The sequence below is a fragment of the Sphingomonas alba genome (assembly GCF_023516555.1).
GTDB lineage: Bacteria > Pseudomonadota > Alphaproteobacteria > Sphingomonadales > Sphingomonadaceae > Sphingomicrobium > Sphingomicrobium album.
In genome coordinates this window covers 83,763-108,542 of sequence record NZ_JAMGBD010000002.1, presented here as the reverse complement: position 1 = coordinate 108,542, position 24,780 = coordinate 83,763, and the positions used below count along the sequence as shown (strand labels likewise).

Genomic DNA, 24,780 nt, shown 5'->3' with positions numbered 1-24,780 from the left:
GGCCGGCCTAGTCTTCTGTCTCGACATCGAGCCGGAGAAAGATGCGCTTTCCGGTTTCAAGATCCCGGAACCAGGCATTCCGGAAGGGAGCGAAGCTGGTCGCTCGCAAACGATTGTAGAAGTCGCGGAACGTGCCGATTTCGTCGAGGTCGAACTCGCACAAAGCGTCGAAATCGGCACGCGAATGATAATTGCCGGCATCGAGAGGCAGCTCTACAGTGCAGGTCCCGTCGAGCAGCTTGGGCAGCCAGTCGCCGAAGGAAGCGACCTCCGCCGCGAGGATGCGGTCGTAAAGTGTCTTGGACGTGTCTTCAGGTCGGGCCTTGATCTCGCGTTGGAGGATGATCGGCCCGTGGTCGATCTGGTCGTCCATGAAATGAACCGTGAAGCCGACCTTTAGGCCGCGAGCGAGCGCAAAGCTTTGGGGATACCAGCCGCGCGTATCGGGATTGAAGCCGGGGTGCAGGTTCACACAGGGGACGGCCCGAACCAGGGACGCGGGGAAGAGCTGTTTGCAATGGGCGGAGACGATGAGCCCGTATTGCCGGCCAAGATCGTCGGCGACGTCACGAATTCGAATTTCGCGGGCAAGCCCGCTTCCCGGCGAGCAGCCAAAATCATGCGGCCAGTCCTTGTCCGCCAGATAGGATTTCAGCCCGTCGAAGATCGCTCGATTGTCGGAGAAGAACAGGATCGGGCGCATCCCGCCAAGCCTAGCGCATGCCCCAAGGCATCGGAAGTCAGAAGCGAGGAAATGGTACCATGAGCATCTCAGCCTTCTCGCTGGCCGACTCCAGCGTTTCCGAAGTGACCAAGGAAAGCAGCAAGAAGCTGCCGCCCAAGCGCATCTTCACGGCGGTTCCCGATCGCACGATCGTGCCCGAGCCGCGCTGAATCTTGTCAATTTCAAGGATGAGTGAATGCGGGCGGCATAAACGTCGATGCGGAGGCTCGCGCGGCGATTGCAGCCATCCTGTCGCGGCTAAGGACTCACGGGCTGATCGATCCCTAGGCGGGGCCTTTCGGCGCGGCTAAGGAGCGCATGCCAACAAGCGGAGCAGTGCCATGCGTCTTCCGGTTCTTTTCGTCGCGCTTGCGGGCCTCGCCGCGCCCGCCGCAGCACAATCGCAGCCGTTCCGCATCTTCTTCGATTGGGGCAAGCCGGAACTGACCCGCGACGCACAGACGATCCTGAGCGAGGTCGTCACCGCGTATCAACAGCAACGGCCGCAGGGTGTCCGGGTCGCGGGCTATACCGATCGGTCGGGATCTTCGGCCTACAATCTGACCGCGTCCAAGAAGCGGGCGAAGGCCGTCATGGATTATCTTGTCGGCCACGGGATTCCCGCCGAGGCGATCGTCCTGGTCGCCTATGGCGAAAGCGAGCCGATCGTGCCGACCGAGGATGGCGTGCGCGAAGTCCAGAACCGGCGCGCCGAAATCAGCTTTGCCGGCGGGATGGCGCCGGTTGCGGCGGTGGCTGCGCCATTGGTGCGTGGGGATGGATCACCGGCGGGAACGGCGACGCTGAACGGCAATGAGTTGACGATCGCGGCAACCGGACTGGCGCCTGGACCGCACGGCCTTCACCTCCATGCGGTCGGCCTATGCCAGGGGCCGGATTTCGCCAGCGCCGGGCCGCACTGGAACCCGACCAATCGCAAGCATGGGACCGAGAATGCGGAAGGCCCACATTTGGGGGACCTGCCGAACCTGGATGTCGGCGCGGATGGGAAAGGCAGCGTGACCCTGACGGTTCCGGATGGCTTCATCGACGCCGATGGCGGCGCGGTCGTCATTCATGCGGGGCCGGTAGACAACAAGACCGACCCGGCCGGCAATAGCGGCGCGCGGATCGCCTGCGCGCCCTTTACCCGCTGATCACTTCCCGCTGGTGCCGTCCGGCCCGGCAGCGGCCGTCGCCGCGGCGGGGTCGCGGAAGAAGGCGAAGGCCTTTTCCTTGATGGCCTTTGGCACTTCGTGGCCGCCGGTGAATTTTTCGAACTCGACTGGGACGTGGCGGACGCGGAGCCTCGACGCGAAGCCGCGCGCATTGGTGAAGGACAGGACCTTGTCCTCCTCGCCGTGGCTGATGAAGACATATTGGTCAGGCGCCGACTTGCCGAGGAAGGCCGGCCCGGCGGAAAAGGCGATGACGCGCTTGAACAGGTCCGGGTTCGCCGTGCCGACAGACAATGCGTAAGTCGCGCCGTCCGAAAAGCCCATGATGCCGATTTGCTTCGGGTCGACCGCGACCTTGGTGAAAAGGTCGGCCAGCGCCGCGTCGAGCGCCTTTAAATCCTTGCCGTAGCGCGGCTGCACATTCATCTCGAGCCCGAGGCGGCTGCTCAGGTCCTCGATCATGTCCCACGTCCCCTTGATGGACTGCGGGATGAGCAGGACGATGCCGTTGGCGTCGGCGAGGTCGCGGAACGAGGTGAGCGTGTCGCTCGCCTGCCCGCCGGCCCCGTGCAGTGCGACAAGGACCGGCGCGGGCGCGGACGTGTGGCCCTTGGGAAGATAGGCGTAAGCGCCGCCCGCAAGCTGCAGCACGCCGCTGCGCGCGTCGCCGTTGGCGATTGCCGTCACGGGCGGGCGTGCAGCGAGCTCAGGGCCCGCAGCCAGGGCCGGGGCCAAAGGCGCGACGGCCAGCAGGACAGCGGCAAAGACCTTCAGCGCGTACGCTTTACTCGTGCGGGGCATCCTTCGTCTCTCGTCATCGGCCAAACACCGAAGGATTCACCTCCGCGCGCCGCTTGTCCAGCCGGGCCGACTTTAGTCCTGCTTCGGCTCCGGGTTCCAGCCCTTCACCGTCACCTTGGCATAGTCGAGCGACACGCCATCGGCCGCGCAGTTCGAGATGACGACGTCCTTCAGTTCGTAGCGACTGGCGCCCCCGGCGAATTGCGCGCCGGCATAGCGCTTGCCGACCGTGCAGCCGGGAAAGCTGCCCTCCACCATCAACACGCCCGGCCCGGCCGCCGGCTGGCCGTCAACCATGGCGATATCGAGCCCGCGGCCCATGCTGCCGTAGGCGGCGCTGCCGGCGGATGCCTTGTCCGAGGTGCCGAGCATGGAATGGCCCGCATGGGTCCCCCAGCCAAACGTCTTGACCGTGACCTCCTGCCCCTTGCCGCCAGCGACCTCGCCCTTGCCGGGCGGAAGCGTCAGTAAATAATCGGATGAGGCGGCCGCGGCGGCGGAAGCCGCGAGCGCAGCGATGGCGGCGGCGAGGACGGCGTGAAGTGCGAAGCTCAATGGGCGCATGACAGGCTCCATAACTGGTTCGGCAGTCCCGCGAATACGCCTGTTCAGCCCGCCAAGAAAGGGAGCATAAGCGGCGGCTTCATAAAGCGGAGGAGTCGCAAGATGACAGCCTTCAACGCCGTTCGTTTCAAAGTGAAGCCGGGCCGCGACCAGGAATTCCTGGATGCGCATGCCGCCGTCGACCGTGGCAGCTGGCCCGGGATGCGCAGCGCCAACCTCATCAAGACGGGCGAGGGGTCCTACTGCATCATCGGCGAGTGGGACGACATGGACGCCATGGCCGCCGCTCGCCCGCACATGATCGCGACCCTCGACAGCTTCCGCGATTGCCTGGACGGCGACACGGACCCGGTGTCAGGGCCGGTGGTGATGGAGCTGAAGTAGCCTAGCCGAATTTCGAGGTGCTGACGGTGGCAAGGCAGTCGAAGTGGACGGGCAGGCTTTGCTCGTCGAACTCGGGCTTCTTTATCCGGCCGGCAGGCTTCTGGATGCGGAGGCGGACGAGCTTCGCGGGGTCGATGGCCTTCGCGCACATGGCGCAGGGCTTGCCGTCGATGTCGGCGCTGTCGTCGAGATAGGGCGCGCGGCCGTTCCAGTGGCGGGGGAAGTTGAGCTCGACCTCGGGCCGCACGACCTTGCGCAGGCAGTCGGTGTGGCAGGCGCTTTCCTGGAGCATGAAGCCGGGCGTGTCGGGATCGACGCGGATGACGCGCAGGATCGTCCCCCACGGCACGAGCTCGCCGCAGAAGCGGCAGGTGACGCCGGTGGTGAAGTTCGGATCGCGGCGGCGAGGCATTTTGGCTGGCGACTATTTCGCCGCGATGAGGTCAGGCTGATCCACCTCGGACGCCTTTAGCTTCCGCGTCCGCTTGGGCTTCGCCACCACCGCCGGCGCCGCCACCTTCGGGGCTTTCGCCAGCGTGTCCTTGAGGTAGTGGCCGGTGAAGCTCCTGGGGCTCGCGGCCACCACCTCCGGCGTGCCTTCGGCGACGATTTCGCCGCCGTTGACGCCGCCTTCAGGGCCTAAATCCAAGATCCAGTCGGCGGTCTTGATGACGTCGAGGTTGTGTTCGATGACGACGACGGTGTTGCCGTGCTCGACTAGCGCATGGAGCACTTCGAGGAGCTTGCGGACGTCCTCGAAATGCAGGCCCGTGGTCGGCTCATCGAGGATGTAGAGGGTCTGGCCGGTGGCGCGGCGGGAAAGCTCCTTCGACAGCTTGACGCGCTGCGCCTCACCGCCCGACAGGGTCGTCGCCTGTTGCCCGACCTTGATGTAGCCGAGGCCGACTTCCTGGAGCATCGCCATCTTGTCGCGGATGCCGGGCACCGCCTTGAAGAATTCGGTGGCGTCCTCGACCGTCATGTCGAGCACGTCGGCGATGCTCTTCCCCTTGAACTTCACCTCCAGCGTTTCGCGGTTGTAGCGGGCGCCGTGGCAGACATCGCAGGTGACGTAGACGTCGGGCAGGAAGTGCATTTCGATCTTCAGCACGCCATCGCCCTGGCAGGCCTCGCAGCGGCCGCCCTTGACGTTGAAGCTGAACCGGCCGGGCTTGTAGCCGCGGGCGGCGCTTTCCGGCAGGCCGGCGAACCAGTCGCGGATCTGGGTGAAGGCGCCGGTGTAGGTCGCCGGGTTGGAGCGCGGGGTGCGGCCGATCGGCGACTGGTCGATGTCGATGACCTTGTCGAGATGTTCGAGGCCGGTAACCTTGTCATGCTTGCCGGCGAGGATGCGGGCGCCGTTCAACTGGCGCGCCGCCGCGGCGTAGACCGTGTCGATGGTGAGGCTCGACTTGCCGGAGCCGGAGACGCCGGTGATGCACGTAAAGGTGCCGAGCGGGATGGAGGCGGTGACGCCCTGAAGGTTGTTCTCCGTCGCATTATGGACCGTCAGCTTCTTGCCGTTGCCCTTGCGGCGCTCGGCGGCGATGGGGATGACGCGGCGGCCGGAGAGGTAATCGGCGGTGAGGCTGGTTTCACAGGCCAGCAGGTCGTCGAGGCTACCTTCGCAGACGATCTCGCCGCCGTGGACGCCGGCGCCCGGGCCCATGTCGATGACATGGTCGGCGTGGCGGATGGCGTCCTCGTCATGCTCGACGACAAGCACGGTGTTGCCGAGGCTCTTGAGGCGCTTCAGCGTTTCGAGCAGCCGGTCATTGTCCTTCTGGTGAAGGCCGATCGACGGCTCGTCGAGGACGTAGAGGACGCCGGAGAGCCCGGAGCCGATCTGGCTGGCGAGGCGGATGCGCTGGCTCTCACCGCCCGAGAGCGTGCCCGACGTGCGGTCGAGGTTGAGATAGTCGAGCCCGACATTGTGGAGGAAGCCGAGGCGCTCGTTGATTTCCTTGAGGATGACGCGGGCGATCTCGGCCTGCTGCGGAGTGAGCTTGGCTTCGAGCGTGGTGAACCAGGCAAGGGCGTCGGCGACGGAGCGGCGCGAGGAGAGGCTAATGTCCTCACCGGCGATTTTCACCGCCAAAGGCTCGGGCTTGAGTCGGGCGCCGCCGCAGGTCTCGCAGGGGTGGCTGGCCTGGTACTTCGAAAGCTCCTCACGCATCCAGGCGCTCTCGGTCGAGAGCATGCGGCGGTTGAGGTTGCCGAGCACGCCCTCGAACGGCTTCTTCACTTCATAGGATTTGCGGCCGTCCATGAAGCGCAGGATCACCGGCTTGCCATCGGTGCCATAGAGGATGACGCGATGCGCCTCCTCCGGCAGGTCCTTCCAGGGTGTGTTGAGATCGAAATCGTAGGCGCGGGCAAGGCTGCCCAACACCTGCATATAATAAGGCGAGGGCGGCTGGCTTTTGGCCCAGGGGACAATGGCGCCTTTCTGCAGGCTGAGCGCGTGGTTGGGGACGACGAGGTCCTCGTCGAACTCCATCTTCTCGCCGAGGCCGTCGCAGCCGGGGCAGGCCCCCTGCGGCGCGTTGAAGGAGAAGAGGCGCGGCTCGATCTCGGCGATGGTGAAGCCGGAGACCGGACAGGCGAATTTCTCGGAGAAAGTGATCCGGCCGTCGGGCGCGTGGGTGGCGAGCACCTGGCGTTCGTGGGCTTCCTCCAGCGCAGCGGCGACGCCGGTCCGCTCGGCGCCCGGAGTTTCCGGCGGGTCGGCGGGGTCGAGGTAGGCGAGGCCTTCGGCGAGCTTCAGCGCGGTCTCGAAGCTGTCGGCGAGGCGGGACTCTATGCCTTCGCGGACGACGATGCGGTCGACCACGACTTCAATGTCGTGCTTGTACTTCTTGTCGAGGACAGGGGCCTCTTCGATGGCGTAGAATTGGCCGTCGATGCGGACGCGAGTGAAGCCGGCCTTCTGCCATTCGGCGAGTTCCTTGCGATACTCGCCCTTGCGGCCGCGGACGACGGGCGCGAGCAAATAATGGCGCGAGCCTTCCGGCAGGGCCATGACCCGGTCGACCATCTGGCTGACCTGCTGCGCCTCGATCGGCAGGCCGGTGGCGGGGGAGTAAGGAACGCCGACGCGCGCCCAGAGCAGGCGCATGTAATCGTAGATTTCGGTGACGGTCGCGACCGTCGAGCGTGGGTTGCGCGAGGTCGTCTTCTGCTCGATCGAAATGGCCGGCGACAGGCCGTCGATATGCTCGACGTCCGGCTTCTGCATCATCTCGAGGAACTGGCGGGCGTAGGCGCTGAGGCTTTCGACGTAGCGGCGCTGGCCTTCGGCATAGATGGTGTCGAAGGCGAGGGAGGATTTGCCCGAACCGGAGAGGCCGGTGATGACCGTCAGGCTTTCCCGCGGGATATCGACGTCGATCCCCTTGAGATTATGCTCGCGTGCGCCCCGGACGGAGATGTGTGTCAGCATCGGATGGATTTCGTTCCGTTTATGTTCTTATCTACGCGAGGGCGCACAGGCGGTCAACGCGACTTGTGAGCATGTGGGTTCGCGGCGGTGAAATTGCCAGCCTTTGGCATCGACATAGGTTGCTGTAATCTACGCGACCGAGGGGGTGCGTATGGATGCTGCGACCAGAGATGGCCAGGTCCCTAGCCGCAAGTGGCGTTTGCGGCTTCCTGAGCGCCTGCCGAACCTCAATGGCAAGTGGCTCACGCTTTATACGATTGTTTGGGCTGTCGTCCTTCCCCTTTCGATACTCGGCGCGACGAAGGGAGCCTACGTTAGCATTACGACGCCCACGATGTGGTCGGCCTATGGTTTCTCGACCACCGAGGATTCACGCGGACTCAATGTGGACAGTGTCTTATCTCCATCCGCTCGCGCGAGCGGACTTGAGGCCGGGGATTATGTGATCGCCATCGACGGATGGGCGGTCCCCCGGACTGCGGCTCGAGCGGAAGCCAGAGACCATGTGCTAAAGCCAGACGGATCACCGACCATCTTCGCGATTCGCAAGCCGGACGGTCGGATCTTCGACATCCGGCTTCGTCGTAGCATGGCGTTCGAGCGTGAGAGGTTTCGAGAGGCAGGTGTAAGCTTTCCCGTAGCGAGGACGCTGGCGATTGCCGGATCGTTGTTGAGACCTGCATTGTTCATCCCGGCGGCAATCTTGTTGTTCTTGAGGCGCCGAAGCGAGGCTGTTCCGGCCGCTCTGTCGCTGTCGTTCCTGCTCTTTGCCGGAATCGCAACAAACGGCGATATGCTCGGAATTGGGGTCGATGCCCTGAACATCATTGGAGCAGTAGCCACGGCCCTGCTTTTCGTCGCCCTATTCGCATTCCCGTCCGGCAGGTTCGAGCCACGCTGGACTTCCATTCCGTTCGTGGTTCTGATCCCGGCCTTTCTGGTGGACTCGCCCATCGTCGGCTTGGTGGTTGTCGTGTCGGCGCTGGTCGTTCTCGTCAGCCGCTATCGGGCGGTTGGACCTGGAATGGAGCGTCTCCAGCTGCGCTGGGCGTTTCTGGGCCTCGTGGCGGGAATGGTCCTGATGGGCGCCCTACTGCTGGGGCAGATTGCGGCGGCGGCTTGGCAGGCCCACGACCCACGATGGGTGACGTGGCAATACGCAATCTTCGGCCCGTTGTTGTCCGCTACGTTCTGCGTGATGGCGCTTGGGCTGATTGTCTCGATCCTGCGTTACCGCCTTTATGATGCGGACGCCGTCATAGGACGTTCGGCCGCTTATGCTGTGCTGACGATCGGCTTTGTCGCCTTGTTCGCCGCCAGCCAGAAGATCATCGAACTGCTTGGTCAGCAGTATCTTGGGCAGAACCTTGGCGGTCTTGCGGGCGGCATCGGCGCGGCGCTGGCTGCGGTGGCAATCGCGCCCATGCACAACCGTGCCCAGCGCTGGGCCGAGCGCCGATTCCAGAAGGGACTTTTCCGGCTACGTCATGGCCTTCCGGCGCTGGTCGGGGATTTGCGGGAAACCTCAGGCGTTCCGCAGATTGCTGCCGCGACTCTCGATAGTGTCGTGGAGGGCGCTAGGGCTAGCCGGGCGGCGCTGGTGGCCGGAGACGAGGTGATCGACGCCCGCGAAATTCCCGCGAGTGAGGCCGGTCAGTGGTGGCGGAGTTGGGCGCCTGCCGCCCATGACGGCGTGGATTGCGATCCTTCGGACGACACCTTCCCCGTACGCGTACCTTTGGAGGCCGAAGGCCATGGCCGCGTAGGCTGGCTTCTGCTCGGTGCCCGGCCAGATGGCAGCATGTTCGGCAAGTCCGAGTTAGATGCGCTGGAGGCAATCGCCGAGCCTGTCGCGCGCGCCGTTCAGGTCGCGCTGACCCGCTCCGAACGCGAAGCCGGCTATGAGCGGCGTTTTGAGGCGCTCGAAAAGGCCGTCGCAGCGCTGAAGGCCAAGCCGAAGCCTTCGGCAGCCTGATCTTGCAACTTATCGACCCGAGATGCGCCTTCGTCGATGAGGGGTGGCTGGCGTTCGTGAGAACGCCGAACTAGCCTCAGCAAATCAAGGATTTGAGGGGCAGATCATGATCCACCGTCCGCATCGCGTCCGCCTGGGCGCCGTTCTTCTTGCTTGCAGCGCCTTCGTTACCGTGCCGGCCGCGGCGCAAACGCCGGCGCCGGCCGAGCCGAAAGTCGTTCACTTTGGCACCTGGGGTGTCGATCTTTCGACGCGCGACACGAGCGTGAAGCCGGGCGACGATTTCCAACGCTATGCCGCCGGCCACTGGCTCGACACCAACGAGATTCCCGCTGACAAGTCTCAGAACGGCATCGGCTCCGAGCTTGCCGACCGCAACCAGGAGCAGCTGCGCGCCATCGTCATGACCGCGCCCGCCGACAGCCAGCTTGGTGCTTTCTACAAAAGCTACATGGACGAGGCGCGGCTCGAGCAGCTCGACGATGCGCCGCTGAAACCGGAACTGGCGAAGATCGACGCGATCAAGACCAAGGACGAGTTCACGCGCTACATGGCGGGTACGTTCACCAATTACGGTTCGACTCTGTTCGCCTCGGGCCCGCTGCCGGACCCCAATAATCCGAAGGTGAACGTCTCCGGCGTTTACTCGAACGGTATGGGGATGCCCGACCGGGATTATTACCTGCTCGACAAGTACAAGCCGCAACGGGACGCCTATCGCGCCTATATGCAGCGCATCTTCGAAATGACGGGTGTCGCCGATGCTTCGGCGACGGCGGACATGGTGCTGGCGTTCGAGACCGAGATCGCCAAAGTCTCCTGGCCGCAGACGGACCTGCGCGACATCCAGAAGCTCAACAACCCGATGACGCTGACCGAACTGCAGGCTTATGCGCCGCAAATCAATTGGGGCCAGTATCTGGGATCGGTCGGTGCCCTGTCGCCGCGTTTCATCGTTGGTGACAATACGGCGTTGAAGGCGGTCGCGGCGCTTTACGACAAGACGCCGCTTGAGACCCTGAAGGCCTGGGAGAGGTTCAAGGTCGCCAACGATGCGTCGCCCTATCTTTCAAAGCGCTTCGTCGACAGCCGCTTTACCTATGTGAAGACGCTAACCGGCGCCAAGGAGCTGCGGCCCCGCTGGCGGCGCGGCATCGGTGAAGTCGATGGCCGCTTGGGTGAGCTGCTCGGCAAGACCTACGTCGACCAATATTTCCCGGCCCAGTCCAAGACCATGATGGAAGAGCTGGTCGCGAACCTGAAGAAGGCCGCGGCCAAGCGCATTCAGGGCAACAGCTGGATGGGGGCGGCGACCAAGCAGGCCGCGCTGACCAAGCTTGCCAAGATGGACGTGATGGTCGGCTATCCCGACAAGTTTCGCGACTATTCGAAACTCGTGATGAAGCCGGATGATTTGTTCGGCAACATCCAGCGGAGCGCAGCCTTCGAGTGGGCCTATGCGCTCGAGGACCTCAACAAGCCGGTCGACCGCAAGAAGTGGGCGATGAGCCCGGCCACCGTCGATGCCTATAACGGCGGGCTGGAAAACAAGATCGTCTTCCCGGCCGGTATCCTGCAGCCGCCTTTCTTCGACCCGACCGCCGATGCAGCCGTCAATTACGGCGCCGCCGGTGCAATCATCGGCCATGAGATCATGCACGGCTTCGACGACCAGGGCCGCAAGATCGACGAGACCGGCGCGGTCCGCGACTGGTGGACCGCCGACGATGCCAAGCGATTCACCGCGCTGACCGATGCCCTCGGAAAGCAATATTCGTCCTATGAGGCCGCGCCCGGCGTGTTCATCAACGGCACGCTGACCATGGGCGAGAATATCGGCGACATGTCAGGACTGGAGGTCGCTTATGAGGCTTACAAGATGTCGCTCAATGGCAAGCCGGCGCCGGTGATCGACGGCCTTACGGGACCACAGCGCTTCTTCCTGTCCTTCGCCCAGGCTTGGCGCGGCAAGCAGCGCGAGGAAGCGATCAAGAGCCAGGTCGCGACCGACCCGCACAGCCCGCGCCGCTATCGCATCATCGGGCCGCTCCGGAACCTCGACGCCTGGTACGAAGCGTTCAAGGTTGGTCCGGACTCGAAGTTCTACATTCCGCCGGAGAAGCGCGTCCGCCTTTGGTAGAGATCAGCCCGCCTCATATTCCGCCATGGCCTCGTAGTGAGGGCCGTGGCGGGAAAGGTGGCTTTCGTAGAGGATGAAACGGTCGACCGCGAAAGGCTTCGAGGAGAGGCTACGGGCGCGCTCGACGAATGCGTCGGCGGCCCTGCTCGACCTGCCTTTCCACCGCGCAAGAGTGATGTGCGGGTGAAAGGCGCGGCGCTCCGCTGGAATACCGACCTCCTGACAGATGCGCTCGACCTTGGAGGCGAGCGCGGCCAAGGGCGCCTTGGGCTCGATACCGGCCCACACGGCGCCCCCGTTTCTCTGGTCGAAACGGCCTACGCCTGTGAGACGCAGCTCGAACGCCTCGAACCGCATTCGCGCCAATGCCGTAGCGAGATCATCCGCCGTGGGCTGCTCGACTTCCCCGACAAATCGCAGCGTCAGATGTAGCTGCTCATCGCCGACCCACCGCAGTTCCGGACCATCGTCCATCGCATCGATCAGCGCGTCGCGAATGTCTTCGGGCGGACGAATGGCGACGAATAGCCGGTGCATTCACTTCCTTTCCCGCAGATGAACAAGAGTACACGCTGTCCGGTTTCGCTTGAAAGGCCTTCGCGCATCCACGATATTACTAGCGGGAGCACGGGCCCTTAGCCCGTCCGATAGGAGAAAGAATGCAGAACCAGTTTGACCCGCGCACGCGTACGACCGGCTTCGGCCCGGCCGTGTCCGTCGGCGTTCCGAGCGCCGCACGGGATGCGGGCCTTCGGTCCTACATGCTCAAGGTTTACAACTACATGGCGTCGGGCGTTTTGCTCACGGGCATCGTCGCTCTTTTGTTTTCGCAGTCGCCCTTTTTCACGGCCGCGTTCAATGTGATTCAGACGCCTCAGGGCACAGCGCTTTCGCCTAGCCTACTGGGTTGGGTGATCACCTTTGCCCCGTTGATCTTCGTGTTGATCATGAGCTTCGGCCAGGCTCGAATGCAGACAGCGACCCTGCAGATGATGTTTTGGGGCTTCGCGGTGGCAATGGGGTTGTCGATGTCGACAGTCTTCGTTGCCTATACTGGTGTTTCGATTGCACAAACATTCTTCGCGGTCGCGGCGGCTTTTGCTGGCCTCAGCCTTTGGGGCTACACGACTAAGAAGGATCTGTCCGGGTTCGGAACGTTCCTGATTATGGGCGTCTGGGGTCTGCTCGCTGCGATGGCGATCAACCTGATCTTCCTTCGTTCGGTAACGTTTGATCTGGCGATCAGCGCGATCGGCGTTCTGCTGTTCGCCGGTCTGACTGCTTATGACACTCAGAAGATCAAGAGCATCTACTTTGCGGTCGCAGGCCATGGTGAAGCGCTGGCGAAGACCGCGATAATGGGCGCGCTCAACCTCTACCTCGACTTCATCAATATGTTCCTGTTCCTGCTGAGGTTCATGGGCGACCGTCGCTAAGGTCGCGGTTGAAGCAAAAAGAAGGGCCGGCGGGTCACCGCTGGCCCTTTTTTGCGTCTTGAACCCGAACGCCTTCCGTGAAAGCCTCGCGCGAAATTTCAGGAGATCGGCGATGTGCGACAGTGACAACAACGGAAGCTTCATCATCGACACGTCGATAACCCGGCGCGCGGTCCTGCTGAGCATGGGATCGGCGGCTGCGGCAATGGGAATTCCAGCCGAGACATTCGCAGCCACGAAGGTCGTCGAAACGGACGTCATGGTGCCGACGCCTGACGGTAATGCCGATGCGGTGCTGTTTCATCCTTCAGGTTCGGGATCCTGGCCGGCGGTGCTTTTGTGGCCGGACATCACGGGCTTGAGGCCGGTGTTCCGCGAAATGGGCCGGCGACTGGCGGCAGAGGGCTACACGGTGCTGGTTCCCAACCCCTATTACCGGACCAAACGCGCCCCGGTTGTTACTGGGCAGGTAGACTTCAACAAGCCCTCGGATCGCGAACCTCTCATGGCGTTAAGGGCGACGCTTACGAATGCGACGACAGACACGGACGCGACCGCGTTCGTCGCCTTCCTCGACAAGCAGAGGCAGACCAATCGCCGGAAGGCCGCCGGAGTGCAGGGCTATTGCATGAGCGGCCCCATGGCTTTCCGTACAGCGGCCATTCGCTCGGACCGCATCCGGGCCGTCGGCAGCTTCCACGGCGGCGGCCTGGTGACCAAGGACCCCTCCAGCCCGCACCTGCTGATCCCCAAGACCAAAGCGAGCTTTGTCGTCGCGATCGCGCAGAACGACGACGCGAAGCAGCCCGATGCCAAGGACATCCTCAAGGCCGCCTTCGCGGCAGCCAAGCGCCCGGCGATCGTTGAGGTCTATCCGGCCGATCATGGATGGTGCGTCGCGGGCAGCCAGGCCTATAGCGAGCCCTCTGCTGAAAAGGCCTGGGCCGAGCTCCTCAAGCTCTACCGCGCCAATCTCGTTTAGGCTGTGGCCGCTGCCTGCCGCGACTGAGCCTCCGCGATCAGTTTGCCGTCGATGTCCTTGGCACGCCGATAGGCGTCGCGGTCGGTCATGCGCGCCGCATAATCGGTGAACACGGGCCGAGGATCGAGCAGGTTGAACTGCAGCATGAAATTGACGTTCGCGCCGACGAACAAATCGGCGGCGGTGAAGCGGTTGCCGGCGATGTAGGTCTTGCCGGTCAACGCCTTTTCCAGCGTGTTGATGGCAAGGTCGTAATTGCCATAGCCGAACATGCGCTGGCGCTCCGGGGTCGGTTCCCAGCCGGCGGCCTTGTTGCTGAATGCGGCCTCGATCGGGCCCGACGTGAAGAAAATCCAGCGGTAGTAGTCGGCGCGATCCTTGGGATCGGGCGCAAGGCCGGCTTCGGGGAAGGCATCGGCCAGATAGCAGCAAATGGCCGCAACCTCGGTCACCACCTTGCAATTGTGAACGATGGCCGGAACCTTGCCCATCGGATTGACCGAAAGATAGGGCTCGGCTTTCATCGTAGACGCATAATCGAGGATCTCGGTGTCGTAGGGCTGGCCGACCTCCTCCAGCATCCAGCGAACCGTCTGCCCCCGCGACTGCGGGTTGGTGTAGAACTTCAGATCAGCCATCCTCTTTCCCCTTTCGACTCGGCCTTAGCACAGCCGGAACAAATCAGGAACTTTTAGCGGCTGCGACCGGTGCACCGCTGGGCGCGCCGGTCACCTTGCCACTTAGCCGCGTTCGCCAGCCTTGCCGGTTTGCGGGGCTGTCTTGCACGTGTTCTGCCGCTCGGCCGCGGTGCGGTCGCGGGCGGCGCGGAACTCGCTATCCTGGCTCCAGTTCGGCCAATCGCAGCTGTTGGCGAGGCGCAGGCCAACGGCGTGCAGCAGCTCTGTATCCTGGGCCATGCCGGTGAAATCCCAATCGGGCGAATATTCGTCTGCGGGCTGGTGATACATGGTCGCCCGATAGTTGGTCTCCCAAGCGCGCATTCGCGCGGTGCCGCCACTGACCAAGTCCTCCCCGCGCGTAAAACTCAATGCAGGAACGCCAGCCTTGGCGAGAGTGAAATGGTCGGAGCGATAAAATGATCCGGCTCCCGAGTCCGGGTCGGGCGTGTAGCGCCGTCCGCGCTTCGATGCTTCCGCGACGAAGATGTCTAGCAATCCTACCTTCTGGTTGCCACGGACTGAGAAGTCGCGCGCGGGGCCGAGGACGCCCATGACGTCGGTATTGATCATCCCCGCCGTCTTGCCGAGCGGGTAGAGCGGATTGGCGGCATAATATTCGCTGCCGAGCAGGCCCTTCTCTTCGGCGGTCACCGCCATGAAGACGACCGAGCGCTGTGGTCTCAGCCCGGTGGCGAAGGCGCGCGCCTGCTCGATGAGCTGCGCGAGGCCGGTGCCGTTGTCGATCGCGCCATTGTAAATGCGGTCGCCGGTCGCGTCCGGCTGGCCGATCCCGAGGTGGTCCCAGTGCGCCGTGTAGATGATGGTCTCGTTCGGCCGTGTCGATCCGGGCAGAATGCCGACGACGTTGTGCGAGGTGATGACCTCGGTCTTGGCATCGCCATGAATGGTTAGGTTCGCCTTCAGCGGGACGGGCTTGAAGTCCTTGCGCTTGGCGGCCGCCTTCATCGCTTCGAAGCTCGTTCCCGAAGCCGCGAACAATTGCGCGGCGAGGTCGCGCTGGATCCAGCCTTCGAGCGGCGGATGCTCGGCGGTCGGGTCCTTGCGGACGATGTCGAAATTGGCAATCGTGTTGCTGTTCTTGACCGTGTTCCAGCCATAGCTTGCCGGCTCGGTCTCATGGATGACGAGCACGCCCTTGGCGCCTTGGCGTGCGCCTTCCTCATATTTGTAGGTCCAGCGGCCGTAATAGGTCATCGCCTTGCCGCCGAAATTGCCTTCGCCGCCTTCAAAATCGGGATCATTGACCAAAACGACCATGATCTTGCCGCGCATGTCCTGGCCCTTGAAGTCGTCCCAGCCGCGCTCGGGCGCCTTGACGCCGTAACCCGCGAAAGCCAGCGGCGCGCCGTCGATCATCATCATCTTGTCGCCATTGGTCGGCGCGCGGACGGCGATCTCATTGCCCTGGGTGAGCGTTGTCGCCTTGCCTGCCAGGTTCAACGTTACCGTCGGGTTTGCGGTGAATTCGGAGCGGAGCAGCGGCACAGCCTGGGTCCAGGTGCGCTGGCCGTTGACGATGTCGCCGCCGGGCTGGAGGCCGGTCTTGGCGAACTGATCGCTCATGTAAGCAACGGTCTTGGTCTCGCCCTCAGTAGCGGGACCGCGGCCCTCGAACGCATCCGAACCCAGGGTCTGGACATGCTGCGCCAGACGCTGCGGGTCGATCTGGGCGGTGAGCGGGGTCTGGGCGGCGAGCGGGGCGACGGCGACCAAAGCGGCGCCGGCAAGGAACAGGGAACGGCGAATCACGAATATCCTCTCCAGGATCAAGCGGGACGCGCTTCATGCGCGCCCCGCTATCACCTGAAAAGTCCTTATTGAGCGGTGGTTCCCGACTTCGTCTTATACTTGTCGAACCAGGCGATGATCGCCGAAGCCTTGGCGGCGGCCTGCGATGGCCGGGCAGCAATGCCGCCGTGGCTTGCGCCGGGCACCTTGACGAAGGCCGTCGGCACCCCCCGCGTCTGAAGTGCCATGTAATATTGCTCGGCCTCGCTGACCGGCGTCCGGTAATCCTCGCTGCCCACGACCACCAGGGTCGGAGTCTTGACGTTTCCGACGAGGCTGAGCGGCGAATATTTCCAATATGTCGTCGGGTCTTCCCACGGCCGCTCCTTGCGCCAGGTGGGAGAGAAGCCGGCGGCGAAGTCGGTGGTGAGTGCAAAACTGGCCATGTTGATCACCGGCTTCTGGGTGGCCGCGGCGCGGAAACGATCCGTTTTGCCGACGATCCAGGCGGTCAGGACGCCGCCGCCCGAGCCGCCCGTCACGAACAAATTGTTGGGGTCGACATTCCCGCCCGCGATGGCCGCGTCGATCGCGCTGATCAGGTCGTCATAGTCGTGTCCCGGATAATCCTTGTCGATCAGGTTAGTGAATTCCTCGCCATAGGACGTCGATCCGCGCGGGTTGGTGAAGAGGACGACGTAGCCCGCGGCCGCATAAAGCTGGTCGTCGGTCGAGAAGTTCGGGCCATAGGCAGCCTGCGGCCCGCCGTGGATTTCCAGGATCAGCGGGTATTTTTTCGAGGCGTCGAAATCGGGCGGGAGGATCATCCACGCATCGATAGGCCGCTGATCGTATGACGATCGGACGGGGAGCTTTGTAATCCGCCCCAATGCCTTGGACTCGAGCTGCCCGTTCAGGTGGGTCAGCTTGCGAACTGCACCGTTGCCCGTGGCGATGCCCAGATCGGACGGATGGCTGGCGTCGCCAACCGTCACCGCGACCGCGCCGGAGTGAGAAACGGAGAAGTCGCCGCCGCTGTAGGGCCGATCAAGACCGGAGCCCGTCAACCCGTCGGCAATCGTCCGCACCGAGCCATCGAGCCCAATGCGGCTGACACGGTTCTGTCCTGCTTCGGCGTAGGTGGCATAGATTGATCGGCTGTCCTGGCTCCAGACAATGCTGTCGATGCCGCGATCGAGCCTGGCGCTGATGTTTCGGGGCGACGATCCGTCCGCATTCATCACGTACAGGTCGGGGCGAAGATAATATTTTTCGGTTTCGTCGGAGCCGACGTAAGCGACGTAGCGCCCGTCGGGCGAAACGACCGGGTAGGCATCCGGCCCTTTCCGGCTGGTCAGCGCGACGGGCTTACTGCCATCGATTGAGACACGGTAGATTTCGCTTTCGTTGGGTTCATGCTCCCAGTTCTTCGACAGATTGCCGCCGAACAGAATTGAGCGGCCGTCCGCAGACCAGGAGACAGGTCCGTCGGCATTGGTGGCCCCGAAGGTCAGCTGGGTCGGAGCGCCGCCATCGGCCGGCACCCAAAAAATCTGGGTGTAGCCGGGCTTCAAATAACCGGCGCTGTCGGCGCGATAGGTGACCGCAGTAATGACCTCCAGCGGGTCAGCCCATTTGGCGCCCTCGGGCTTGGGCGGTGCCGAGCCGAGCCGTTGCCCGTCATCGGGGATGAACATGGAATAAGCGATCCGGTGACCGTCCGGTGACCAGGCGATGCTGCTCGGGCTGTTGGGCAGGCCGGTGATCCGCGCGCTGTCACCGCTGGCCATCCAGCGCACGTACAATTGCGGGCTGGCGCCATCTGCAGCCACATAGGCGAGTCGCGATCCGTCAGGTGACCAGCGCGGCGAAAAATAGGAGCCCGATCCGGCAAGTAGCGGCCGCTGCTGTCCACTGGCGACGTCGACCACCCAGATCGTCGAGCGGGTCTTGTCCGTCATGATGTCGTTGGACCGACGCACATAGACGATGGTCCTGCCGTCGGGGCTGATTTGCGGATCGCTTGCGACTTCCAGATTGAACAGGTCCGATCCCGTAAAGCGCGAATTGGGTGCATCCGCCGGAGCGGACAGCGCCGCGGACGAAACACCCAAAGCCAGTGCCGATAAAACCAAGCGCAACGAATGCATCCCCGCCTCCCGAAATTTCTGGAGGCGTAGAAAGCAGATGCTGGCGGGGCGACGCAAGGCCCGCTCGGCAAAGTTCGCCCCTGATGATCCCTAACGGAATTTAAACCATCGTGAGGCATGCGGTTGGCAAGGAGGAAACGTGAGCAATTTCCGCAGGCTGCTTCGAAGCAGCGCAGAGCCCAGCGATACCGAAGCTCGACCGCAGGAGTCGCAAGCCGACAAGCTGCTGCAAGAGTTCGAAAATAGCGGCAAAGGGTGGTTCTGGGAGACTGCCCGCGACGGGACCCTGACCTATATAAGCAATAGCGTTGCGGGCACCTTGGGCCGTGAAGCGGCGGACCTGCTAGATCGGCCTTTCACGGACCTGACCTCGACCGACACCGAGGACGGTGCCGGCACGTCCGAACGCACGCTCGGCTTCTACCTATCTTCGCATGTGGCCTTCCAGGATCTGATCGTCCGAGCCAAGACGAAGACCGAGACGTGGTGGTCGATTACCGGCCGGCCGGTACACAATGAGCTTGGGCACTTCTTCGGCTTCCGCGGATTCGCCTCGGACCTCACTCGCACGCGGCAATCGGAGGTTGAGCTCGACCGTCTTGCCCGACAGGATGCCTTGACCGGCCTGGCCAATCGGCAGGCACTTCGTCGGGCTCTCGACGACGCACTTGTAGGCGCGGTGCGCCGAAAGCACCGGTGCTCAATCTTCCTACTGGACCTCGACCGGTTCAAGGCGGTGAACGATACTCTGGGCCATCCGGCCGGCGATACCTTGCTTCGCCTTGTGGCGTTGCGGTTGACCGATGCTGTGGGCGACAAAGGCCAAGTCGGTCGCCTCGGTGGCGATGAATTCCAGATCGTCCTGCCGAGCCTGTCGTCCGTTCCCGAATTGTCTGAACTGGCCCAGGCCATCATCGACAGCGTCTCGCGGCCATACACCATCAACGGCACGGCCGTGTCGATTGGAACATCGGTCGGCATTGTGACGTCGGATTATGACGACCGTACATCCGACGACTTGATCCGCGACGCCGATCTTGCGCTTTACGCTGCGAAGTCCGCCGGCAAAGGCTGTTTCCGCTTCTTCGCTCCAGACATGCATGAGGCCGCCAGGCAGCGCCAACTGCTGGAATCGGACCTTCGCGTCGCCCTGGAAAAAGGTGAATTGTGGCTGGCCTATCAGCCATGCGTCGATGCATCGAGCGAAGACGTTATCGGCTTTGAAGCACTGATCCGCTGGAATCATCCTGAGCGCGGATCGGTAAGCCCTGTCGAATTCATCCCGCTTGCCGAGGAAATTGGCCTGATCAATGAGATCGGCGAGTGGGTATTGAGAACGGCCTGCGCAGAGGCTACCAAATGGCCGAAGCACATCACGGTCGCGGTGAACCTGTCCCCGATCCAGTTCAAGTCGCATGCCCTTCCGACAATCGTCAGGATGGTGCTCAACGACACAGGACTCGACCCCAAGCAGCTGGAACTCGAGATTACAGAGGGCGTGTTCCTCAACAACGACGACCATGTCCACGACATGATCGATGGCCTCAAGGCAATCGGCGTGAAGCTGGCGCTCGACGATTTCGGCACCGGCTATTCGAGCCTCAGCTATTTGCAGCGCGTGCCATTCGACAAGATCAAGATCGACCGGTCGTTCGTCAGTGGGGCCCACGATCCGGAGAGCCGCAATGCGGCGCTTATCCGAGCGATGGTTGGGCTGGCTTCCGACCTGAAGATGCAGACGACTGCCGAGGGCGTTGAAACCCGGGAGGAGCTGGCGCTCATACGAAGCCTCGGCTGTTCGCTTGTTCAGGGTTACCTTTTCGGCAAGCCGATGCCGCCCGAAGAAGCGCAAGAGCTGGCGGCCAAGGGTTCAGCCGCTCTCCCGGCCCAATTGCCATGGCGAGAACCGCGCATCCGGATCATTCGGGCCGCCCTGCTGCATTACGATGGGCAGGTACTTGGAGCACGCCTCAGGAATATCTCGAGCGGCGGCGCCCTCGTCGAGTGCCGCGAGGAAATGCCGTTTGAAGCCATGGTCCAGCTGGACATTGGCGTTGGCAGCCTGCTCGACGCGCAAGTCCGTTGGGCCAAAGGCACGCAGTTCGGGTGCCAGTTCCAGGAGCGGTTCAACCTGAAACTGCTGCAGCAGCCACCCAAGGCTTCTGCTTCGTCGCCGAAAGTGATGTCTCCAAACTATTTGGCGTCGGGAGACTCGGCCAAATAACTTATTCCGCCGCGGGAGCCTCGCCGCCGGCCTTCTTCTTGGCCCGTGCCTTTGGTGCGGCCGGAGCCTTGGCCTTTGCGGCCTTTGGCGCGGCGGGGACGATCTCGAACGCCGGGGCATTGTCCTTGATGCGGACCTTGACCTCGCCACCGTTGACCAGCTTGCCGAACAGCAATTCCTCGGCCAGCGGCTGCTTGATCTTTTCCTGCACTAGGCGGCCCATGGGACGAGCGCCGTAGAGCTTGTCGTAGCCACGCGCCGTCAGCCATTCGCGGGCCTCGTCGTCGAGGTCGATATGGACGCCGCGGTCGGCCAGTTGCAGCTCCAGCTGGAGGATGAACTTGTCGACCACTCGGGCAACCACCGCAGGCGGCAGGTAAGAGAAGGGCACGATCGCATCGAGACGATTGCGGAATTCCGGCGTGAACATCTTCTTGACCGCATCTTCCTGCGCATCCTCGCGGCTCATCGCCCCGAAGCCGATGCTTTCACGCGCCATGTCGGACGCGCCGGCATTGGTGGTCATGATGAGGATGGTGTTGCGGAAATCGACGGTCTTGCCGTGGTGGTCGGTCAGCTTGCCGTTGTCCATCACCTGCAAGAGGATATTGAACAGGTCCGGGTGCGCCTTCTCGATCTCGTCGAGAAGCAGGACGCTGTGCGGATGCTGGTCGACCGCGTCGGTGAGCAGGCCGCCCTGGTCGTAGCCGACATAGCCCGGAGGGGCGCCGATCAGCCGGCTGACCGAGTGGCGCTCCATATATTCGGACATGTCGAACCGCTGCAGCGGGATGCCCATGATCGAGGCGAGTTGGCGCGCGACCTCGGTCTTGCCGACGCCGGTAGGGCCGCTGAACAAATAATTGCCGATCGGCTTGTCGGGTTCGCGGAGGCCGGCGCGGCTGAGCTTGATGGCCGAAGCCAGCTTCTCGATCGCCAAATCCTGGCCGAAGACGACGCGCTTCAGGTCCGCTTCAAGGCTCTCGAGCACGCGCTTGTCGTCGGTCGAGACAGACTTCGGCGGGATGCGCGCCATGGTCGCGACGACGGCCTCGATTTCCTTGGTAGTGATCACCTTCTTGCGGCGGGACGGGGGCACCAGCATTTGCATGGCACCGACCTCGTCGATGACGTCGATCGCCTTGTCCGGCAGCTTGCGGTCATGAATGTAGCGGGCCGACAGTTCGACTGCCGACTTGATGGCGTCCGCCGTGTAGCGGACGTTATGATGGCCCTCGAACGAGGAGCGCAGGCCGGCGATGATCTTGATCGTGTCCTCGACCGTCGGTTCGTTGACGTCGATCTTCTGGAACCGGCGCAGCAGGGCGCGGTCCTTTTCGAAGTGGTTGCGGAATTCCTTGTAGGTCGTCGACCCGATGCAGCGGATCGTGCCGCTGGACAGTGCAGGCTTCAGCAGGTTCGACGCGTCCATCGCGCCGCCTGAGGTGGCGCCGGCGCCAATCACGGTGTGGATCTCGTCGATGAACAGGATCGCGTGCGGCAGCTTTTCAAGCTCACCGACGACTGACTTCAGCCGCTCCTCGAAATCGCCGCGATAACGGGTGCCCGCCAGCAGTGCGCCCATGTCGAGTGCGTAGATGACGGCCGGCTTCAGCACGTCGGGAACGTCGCCCTCGATGATCTTGCGGGCGAGACCCTCGGCAATCGCGGTTTTGCCGACGCCGGGATCGCCGACGTAGAGCGGGTTATTCTTGGAACGGCGGCAGAGAATCTGCACGGTCCGGTCGACTTCGGGCATTCGGCCGATCAAGGGATCGACCTTGCCCGCCTTGGCCTTGTCATTCAGGTTGATCGTGAACTGCTGGAGGGCGGATTCCTTCTTGCCCTCCTTTTGCTCTCCTGGCTTTTCCTCCGTGCCTTCCGGCGCACGCGGCTCGGGGGCGGTGTCGCCCTTGCCGACGCCGTGGCTGATGTAGGTGACGGCATCGAGACGGCTCATGTCCTGCTGCTGCAGGAAATAGACGGCGTAGCTCTCGCGCTCGGAGAAGAGCGCGACGAGGACGTTGGCGCCCGTCACTTCGTCGCGGCCCGACGACTGCACGTGCAGGATGGCGCGCTGCACGACTCGCTGGAAACCGCTGGTCGGGGTCGGGTCGGTGGCGCTGTCTGCCACCAAAGCCCCGAGCTCATTGTCGAGGTAATGCTTGACGGTGGCCTTGAGCTCTTCGCGATTCACGCCGCAGGCGGTCATCACCTTGGAGCTGTGCTCGTCATCGATAAGCGCCATTAAGAGGTGCTCGAGCGTCGCATATTCGTGCCGGCGCTTGCTCGCCTCCCCAAGGGCGTTGTGGAGGGTTTGTTCAAGCTCGCGGGCGAAACTGGGCATTCGGGAAGTCTCCTTACCGGCTCAATGTCGGTGGAAGTGATCGCATGATCAAGGGCTTGGAGGCGTTGGCGCGCCTCGGTTCGTCGCGTCTATGACTTCTTGAACAGCTCATCGGCGGCGCTGCGGTGACGCGTGGCATCGACCATGTGGGTTTCGACGCGCTCGATCTCGGCCTTCAGGGTTTCAATCCGCGCCTTGAGCTCGTCGATCGACAGCGGCCCAAGGTCCTGCTTGGTGACCTGCGTCAGCGGGTCCTGCGGCCGGCTGGAGAAGAAGTCGTCCTCGTCCATGGGGTTCAGCGTTGACCCTTGGCGGGCCGCTGTCAATAAGGCGGCCCTGTGAGCGTGCCTTCGACCATGAAAGCGATCGAGATTTCCGCGCCCGGAGGGCCGGATGTCTTGCGGCTCGTCGAGAGGCCGGTCCCAAAGGCCGGACCGGGTGAAGTCCTCGTTAAAGTGGCCGCGGCCGGGGTCAATCGCCCTGACGTCTTGCAGCGCATGGGTCTTTATCCACCTCCACCCGGAGCCAGCGACATCCCGGGCCTCGAAATTGCGGGTAGCGTCGTTGCGGCGGGCGAGGGCGCCGAACAAGCGGTCGGCGCGGAGGTTTGCGCCCTGGTCGCTGGAGGCGGCTATGCGGAATATTGCGTCGCGCCCGCCGGGACCTGCCTGCCGGTGCCCGAGGTGCTTCGCCTGACCGACGCAGCGGCCATGCCGGAAACGCTCTTTACGGTCTGGGTGAATCTCTTCGAGCGCGGATTTGCCGCCGATGGCGACACCGTCCTCGTCCATGGCGGCACCAGCGGCATCGGCACCATGGCGATCAAGCTCGGCAGCCTGTTCGGGCTGCAGGTGATCGTCACCTGCGGCAGCGAGCACAAGGTCGATGCCGCACTGAAGATGGGTGCGGTCCACGCCGTCAATTACAAGATTCAGGACTTCGTCGAAGAGGTCCGCGAGTTCTCGGGAGGGCGCGGGGTCGCGGTCGTTCTGGACATGGTCGGCGGCGATTACGTCGCCCGCAACCTGGCCTGCCTCGCCGACGACGGCCGTCACGTCTCCATCGCCTTCCAGCGCGGGGCGACAGCGGAGATCCCGATCGCCGACGTGATGCGGCGGCGGCTGAGCCTGACGGGCTCGACACTTCGAGCGCGCGATGTGCTCTTCAAGACGATGGTGGCCGACGAGATCGCGCGTACCGTCTGGCCCTATGTCGAGGGCAACCGCCTGAAGCCTGTTATCGACAGCGTCTTCCCTCTCGAAGAGGCTGCCGCCGCCCATGCCCGCATCGATTCCGGCGAGCACATCGGCAAGATCGTTCTGGAGATCAGCCAGTGATCCTTCACGAGGACCCACGCTCTGGCAATTGTTACAAAATCCGGTTGACTGCTGCGCTCCTCGGCATCCCTCTCCAGTTCCGTGCCTACGATATCATGAATGCCGAAACGCGGACGCCCGTGTTCCTCGCCAACGTGAACGGAAATGGTCGCATCCCGGTGCTTCAGGATGGCGACAAGTTCCTGCCGGAGAGCAACGCTGCCTGCTTCTATCTCGCAGAAGGCTCGGGTCTCATTCCCGACGACCGGTTCGAGCGCGCCGACATGCTGCGCTGGATGTTCTGGGAGCAGTACAACCACGAGCCGAACGTCGCCACGCTACGCTTCTGGATGGCATTCGTCGGCGAGGATGCTCTGAACGATCTCCAGCGGGCCTTGCTGCCGGGAAAACGTGAGCAGGGCGACGCCGCGCTCGCGCTGATGGACAAGCAATTGGCCAGTCGGCGCTGGTTCGTCGGCGATCGCATCAGCCTCGCCGACATAGCGCTCTATGCCTACACGCACGTCTCGGACGATGGGGGATTCAATCTCAAGGCCTATGCGCACATCGGCGACTGGATGGAGCGGATCGCCTCCGAGCCCGGCTATGTGCCAATGAACAAAGAGACTCCGCTTGCGGTGAGAGGCCCGGCGGACTAGACGCTGCGGCGATCTGGCCGCTCCGTGAA

21 protein-coding genes are annotated in these 24,780 nt (G+C 63.3%); 10 read left to right on the top strand and 11 right to left on the bottom strand.

Going from position 1 to position 24,780, the window contains the following annotated elements; all coding sequences use genetic code 11:
• Positions 1 to 7 precede the first annotated feature (7 nt).
• Positions 8 to 703: a formyltransferase family protein gene (locus tag LZ536_RS10305; protein WP_249848707.1), complete on the bottom strand. Its 696-nt coding sequence runs from the start codon at positions 701 to 703 to the stop codon at positions 8 to 10.
• 59 nt (positions 704 to 762) lie between these two features.
• Here LZ536_RS10305 and LZ536_RS13080 point away from each other — a divergent pair, with 59 nt between their 5' ends.
• Entirely contained in the window at positions 763 to 894 is a 132-nt protein-coding gene (locus tag LZ536_RS13080; protein WP_283938541.1) for a hypothetical protein, read from the top strand.
• 171 nt (positions 895 to 1,065) lie between these two features.
• The gene (locus LZ536_RS13075) at positions 1,066 to 1,881 is read left to right on the top strand and encodes a superoxide dismutase family protein (protein WP_283938540.1); all 816 of its coding nucleotides are present in this window, start codon (positions 1,066 to 1,068) and stop codon (positions 1,879 to 1,881) included.
• Here LZ536_RS13075 and LZ536_RS10290 read toward each other — a convergent pair whose 3' ends face one another.
• Together LZ536_RS10290 and LZ536_RS10285 are read right to left on the bottom strand one after the other, a co-directional pair.
• On the bottom strand, positions 1,882 to 2,703 hold the full coding sequence (locus LZ536_RS10290; RefSeq protein WP_249848706.1) for an alpha/beta hydrolase: 822 nt from the start codon (positions 2,701 to 2,703) through the stop codon (positions 1,882 to 1,884).
• A 72-nt stretch (positions 2,704 to 2,775) separates the two neighbouring features.
• Positions 2,776 to 3,267: a hypothetical protein gene (locus LZ536_RS10285; RefSeq protein ID WP_249848705.1), complete on the bottom strand. Its 492-nt coding sequence runs from the start codon at positions 3,265 to 3,267 to the stop codon at positions 2,776 to 2,778.
• Positions 3,268 to 3,369: 102 nt separating this feature from the next.
• Between LZ536_RS10285 and LZ536_RS10280 the strand changes: the two genes are divergently transcribed.
• Positions 3,370 to 3,651 (top strand): antibiotic biosynthesis monooxygenase family protein, encoded by a 282-nt coding sequence (locus LZ536_RS10280; RefSeq protein WP_249848704.1) that lies wholly within the window; start codon positions 3,370 to 3,372, stop codon positions 3,649 to 3,651.
• Position 3,652: 1 nt separating this feature from the next.
• Here LZ536_RS10280 and LZ536_RS10275 read toward each other — a convergent pair whose 3' ends face one another.
• Both LZ536_RS10275 and uvrA read right to left on the bottom strand, forming a co-directional pair.
• Entirely contained in the window at positions 3,653 to 4,063 is a 411-nt protein-coding gene (locus LZ536_RS10275; protein WP_249848703.1) for a hypothetical protein, read from the bottom strand.
• A 12-nt stretch (positions 4,064 to 4,075) separates the two neighbouring features.
• Positions 4,076 to 7,093, bottom strand: coding sequence for an excinuclease ABC subunit UvrA (gene uvrA, locus LZ536_RS10270; RefSeq protein WP_249848702.1), 3,018 nt, complete (start codon positions 7,091 to 7,093; stop codon positions 4,076 to 4,078).
• Between the two features lie 151 nt (positions 7,094 to 7,244).
• On the opposite strand from uvrA, the gene LZ536_RS10265 reads away from it, so the two are divergent.
• Positions 7,245 to 9,068, top strand: coding sequence for a PDZ domain-containing protein (locus tag LZ536_RS10265; RefSeq protein WP_249848701.1), 1,824 nt, complete (start codon positions 7,245 to 7,247; stop codon positions 9,066 to 9,068).
• Positions 9,069 to 9,174: 106 nt separating this feature from the next.
• Positions 9,175 to 11,208: a M13 family metallopeptidase gene (locus tag LZ536_RS10260; protein WP_249848700.1), complete on the top strand. Its 2,034-nt coding sequence runs from the start codon at positions 9,175 to 9,177 to the stop codon at positions 11,206 to 11,208.
• 3 nt (positions 11,209 to 11,211) lie between these two features.
• On the opposite strand, the gene thpR is transcribed toward LZ536_RS10260, so the two are convergent.
• Positions 11,212 to 11,745 (bottom strand): RNA 2',3'-cyclic phosphodiesterase, encoded by a 534-nt coding sequence (gene thpR, locus LZ536_RS10255; protein WP_249848699.1) that lies wholly within the window; start codon positions 11,743 to 11,745, stop codon positions 11,212 to 11,214.
• A 122-nt stretch (positions 11,746 to 11,867) separates the two neighbouring features.
• On the opposite strand from thpR, the gene LZ536_RS10250 reads away from it, so the two are divergent.
• Entirely contained in the window at positions 11,868 to 12,644 is a 777-nt protein-coding gene (locus tag LZ536_RS10250) for a Bax inhibitor-1/YccA family protein (RefSeq protein WP_249848698.1), read from the top strand.
• A 112-nt stretch (positions 12,645 to 12,756) separates the two neighbouring features.
• A complete protein-coding gene (locus LZ536_RS10245; protein ID WP_249848697.1) occupies positions 12,757 to 13,626 on the top strand; it encodes a dienelactone hydrolase family protein in 870 nt (289 codons plus the stop codon).
• On the opposite strand, the gene LZ536_RS10240 is transcribed toward LZ536_RS10245, so the two are convergent.
• The 3 genes from LZ536_RS10240 to LZ536_RS10230 all read right to left on the bottom strand — a co-directional run bounded on the left by LZ536_RS10240 (position 13,623) and on the right by LZ536_RS10230 (position 18,205).
• Positions 13,623 to 14,264, bottom strand: a complete 642-nt coding sequence (locus LZ536_RS10240; protein WP_249848696.1) for a glutathione S-transferase family protein — start codon at positions 14,262 to 14,264, stop codon at positions 13,623 to 13,625. The genes LZ536_RS10245 and LZ536_RS10240 overlap by 4 nt on opposite strands.
• A gap of 102 nt (positions 14,265 to 14,366) precedes the next feature.
• A complete protein-coding gene (locus LZ536_RS10235) occupies positions 14,367 to 16,076 on the bottom strand; it encodes a M28 family metallopeptidase (RefSeq protein ID WP_249848695.1) in 1,710 nt (569 codons plus the stop codon).
• A 65-nt stretch (positions 16,077 to 16,141) separates the two neighbouring features.
• A complete protein-coding gene (locus tag LZ536_RS10230; protein WP_249848694.1) occupies positions 16,142 to 18,205 on the bottom strand; it encodes an alpha/beta hydrolase family protein in 2,064 nt (687 codons plus the stop codon).
• A 139-nt stretch (positions 18,206 to 18,344) separates the two neighbouring features.
• On the opposite strand from LZ536_RS10230, the gene LZ536_RS10225 reads away from it, so the two are divergent.
• Positions 18,345 to 20,429: an EAL domain-containing protein gene (locus tag LZ536_RS10225; RefSeq protein WP_249848693.1), complete on the top strand. Its 2,085-nt coding sequence runs from the start codon at positions 18,345 to 18,347 to the stop codon at positions 20,427 to 20,429.
• 1 nt (position 20,430) lies between these two features.
• On the opposite strand, the gene clpA is transcribed toward LZ536_RS10225, so the two are convergent.
• Complete coding sequence (gene clpA, locus LZ536_RS10220) at positions 20,431 to 22,776, bottom strand: ATP-dependent Clp protease ATP-binding subunit ClpA (protein ID WP_249848692.1); 2,346 nt, start codon at positions 22,774 to 22,776, stop codon at positions 20,431 to 20,433.
• 89 nt (positions 22,777 to 22,865) lie between these two features.
• Positions 22,866 to 23,066, bottom strand: a complete 201-nt coding sequence (locus LZ536_RS10215) for a DUF1192 domain-containing protein (RefSeq protein ID WP_249848691.1) — start codon at positions 23,064 to 23,066, stop codon at positions 22,866 to 22,868.
• A 66-nt stretch (positions 23,067 to 23,132) separates the two neighbouring features.
• Here LZ536_RS10215 and LZ536_RS10210 point away from each other — a divergent pair, with 66 nt between their 5' ends.
• Positions 23,133 to 24,113 carry an NAD(P)H-quinone oxidoreductase gene (locus LZ536_RS10210; RefSeq protein WP_249849208.1) on the top strand — a complete coding sequence of 327 codons (981 nt, stop codon included), beginning with the start codon at positions 23,133 to 23,135 and terminating at the stop codon, positions 24,111 to 24,113.
• On the top strand, positions 24,110 to 24,751 hold the full coding sequence (locus LZ536_RS10205; RefSeq protein WP_249848690.1) for a glutathione S-transferase family protein: 642 nt from the start codon (positions 24,110 to 24,112) through the stop codon (positions 24,749 to 24,751). The genes LZ536_RS10210 and LZ536_RS10205 overlap by 4 nt, the downstream gene beginning before the upstream one ends.
• The last annotated feature ends 29 nt before the right edge of the window (positions 24,752 to 24,780 follow it).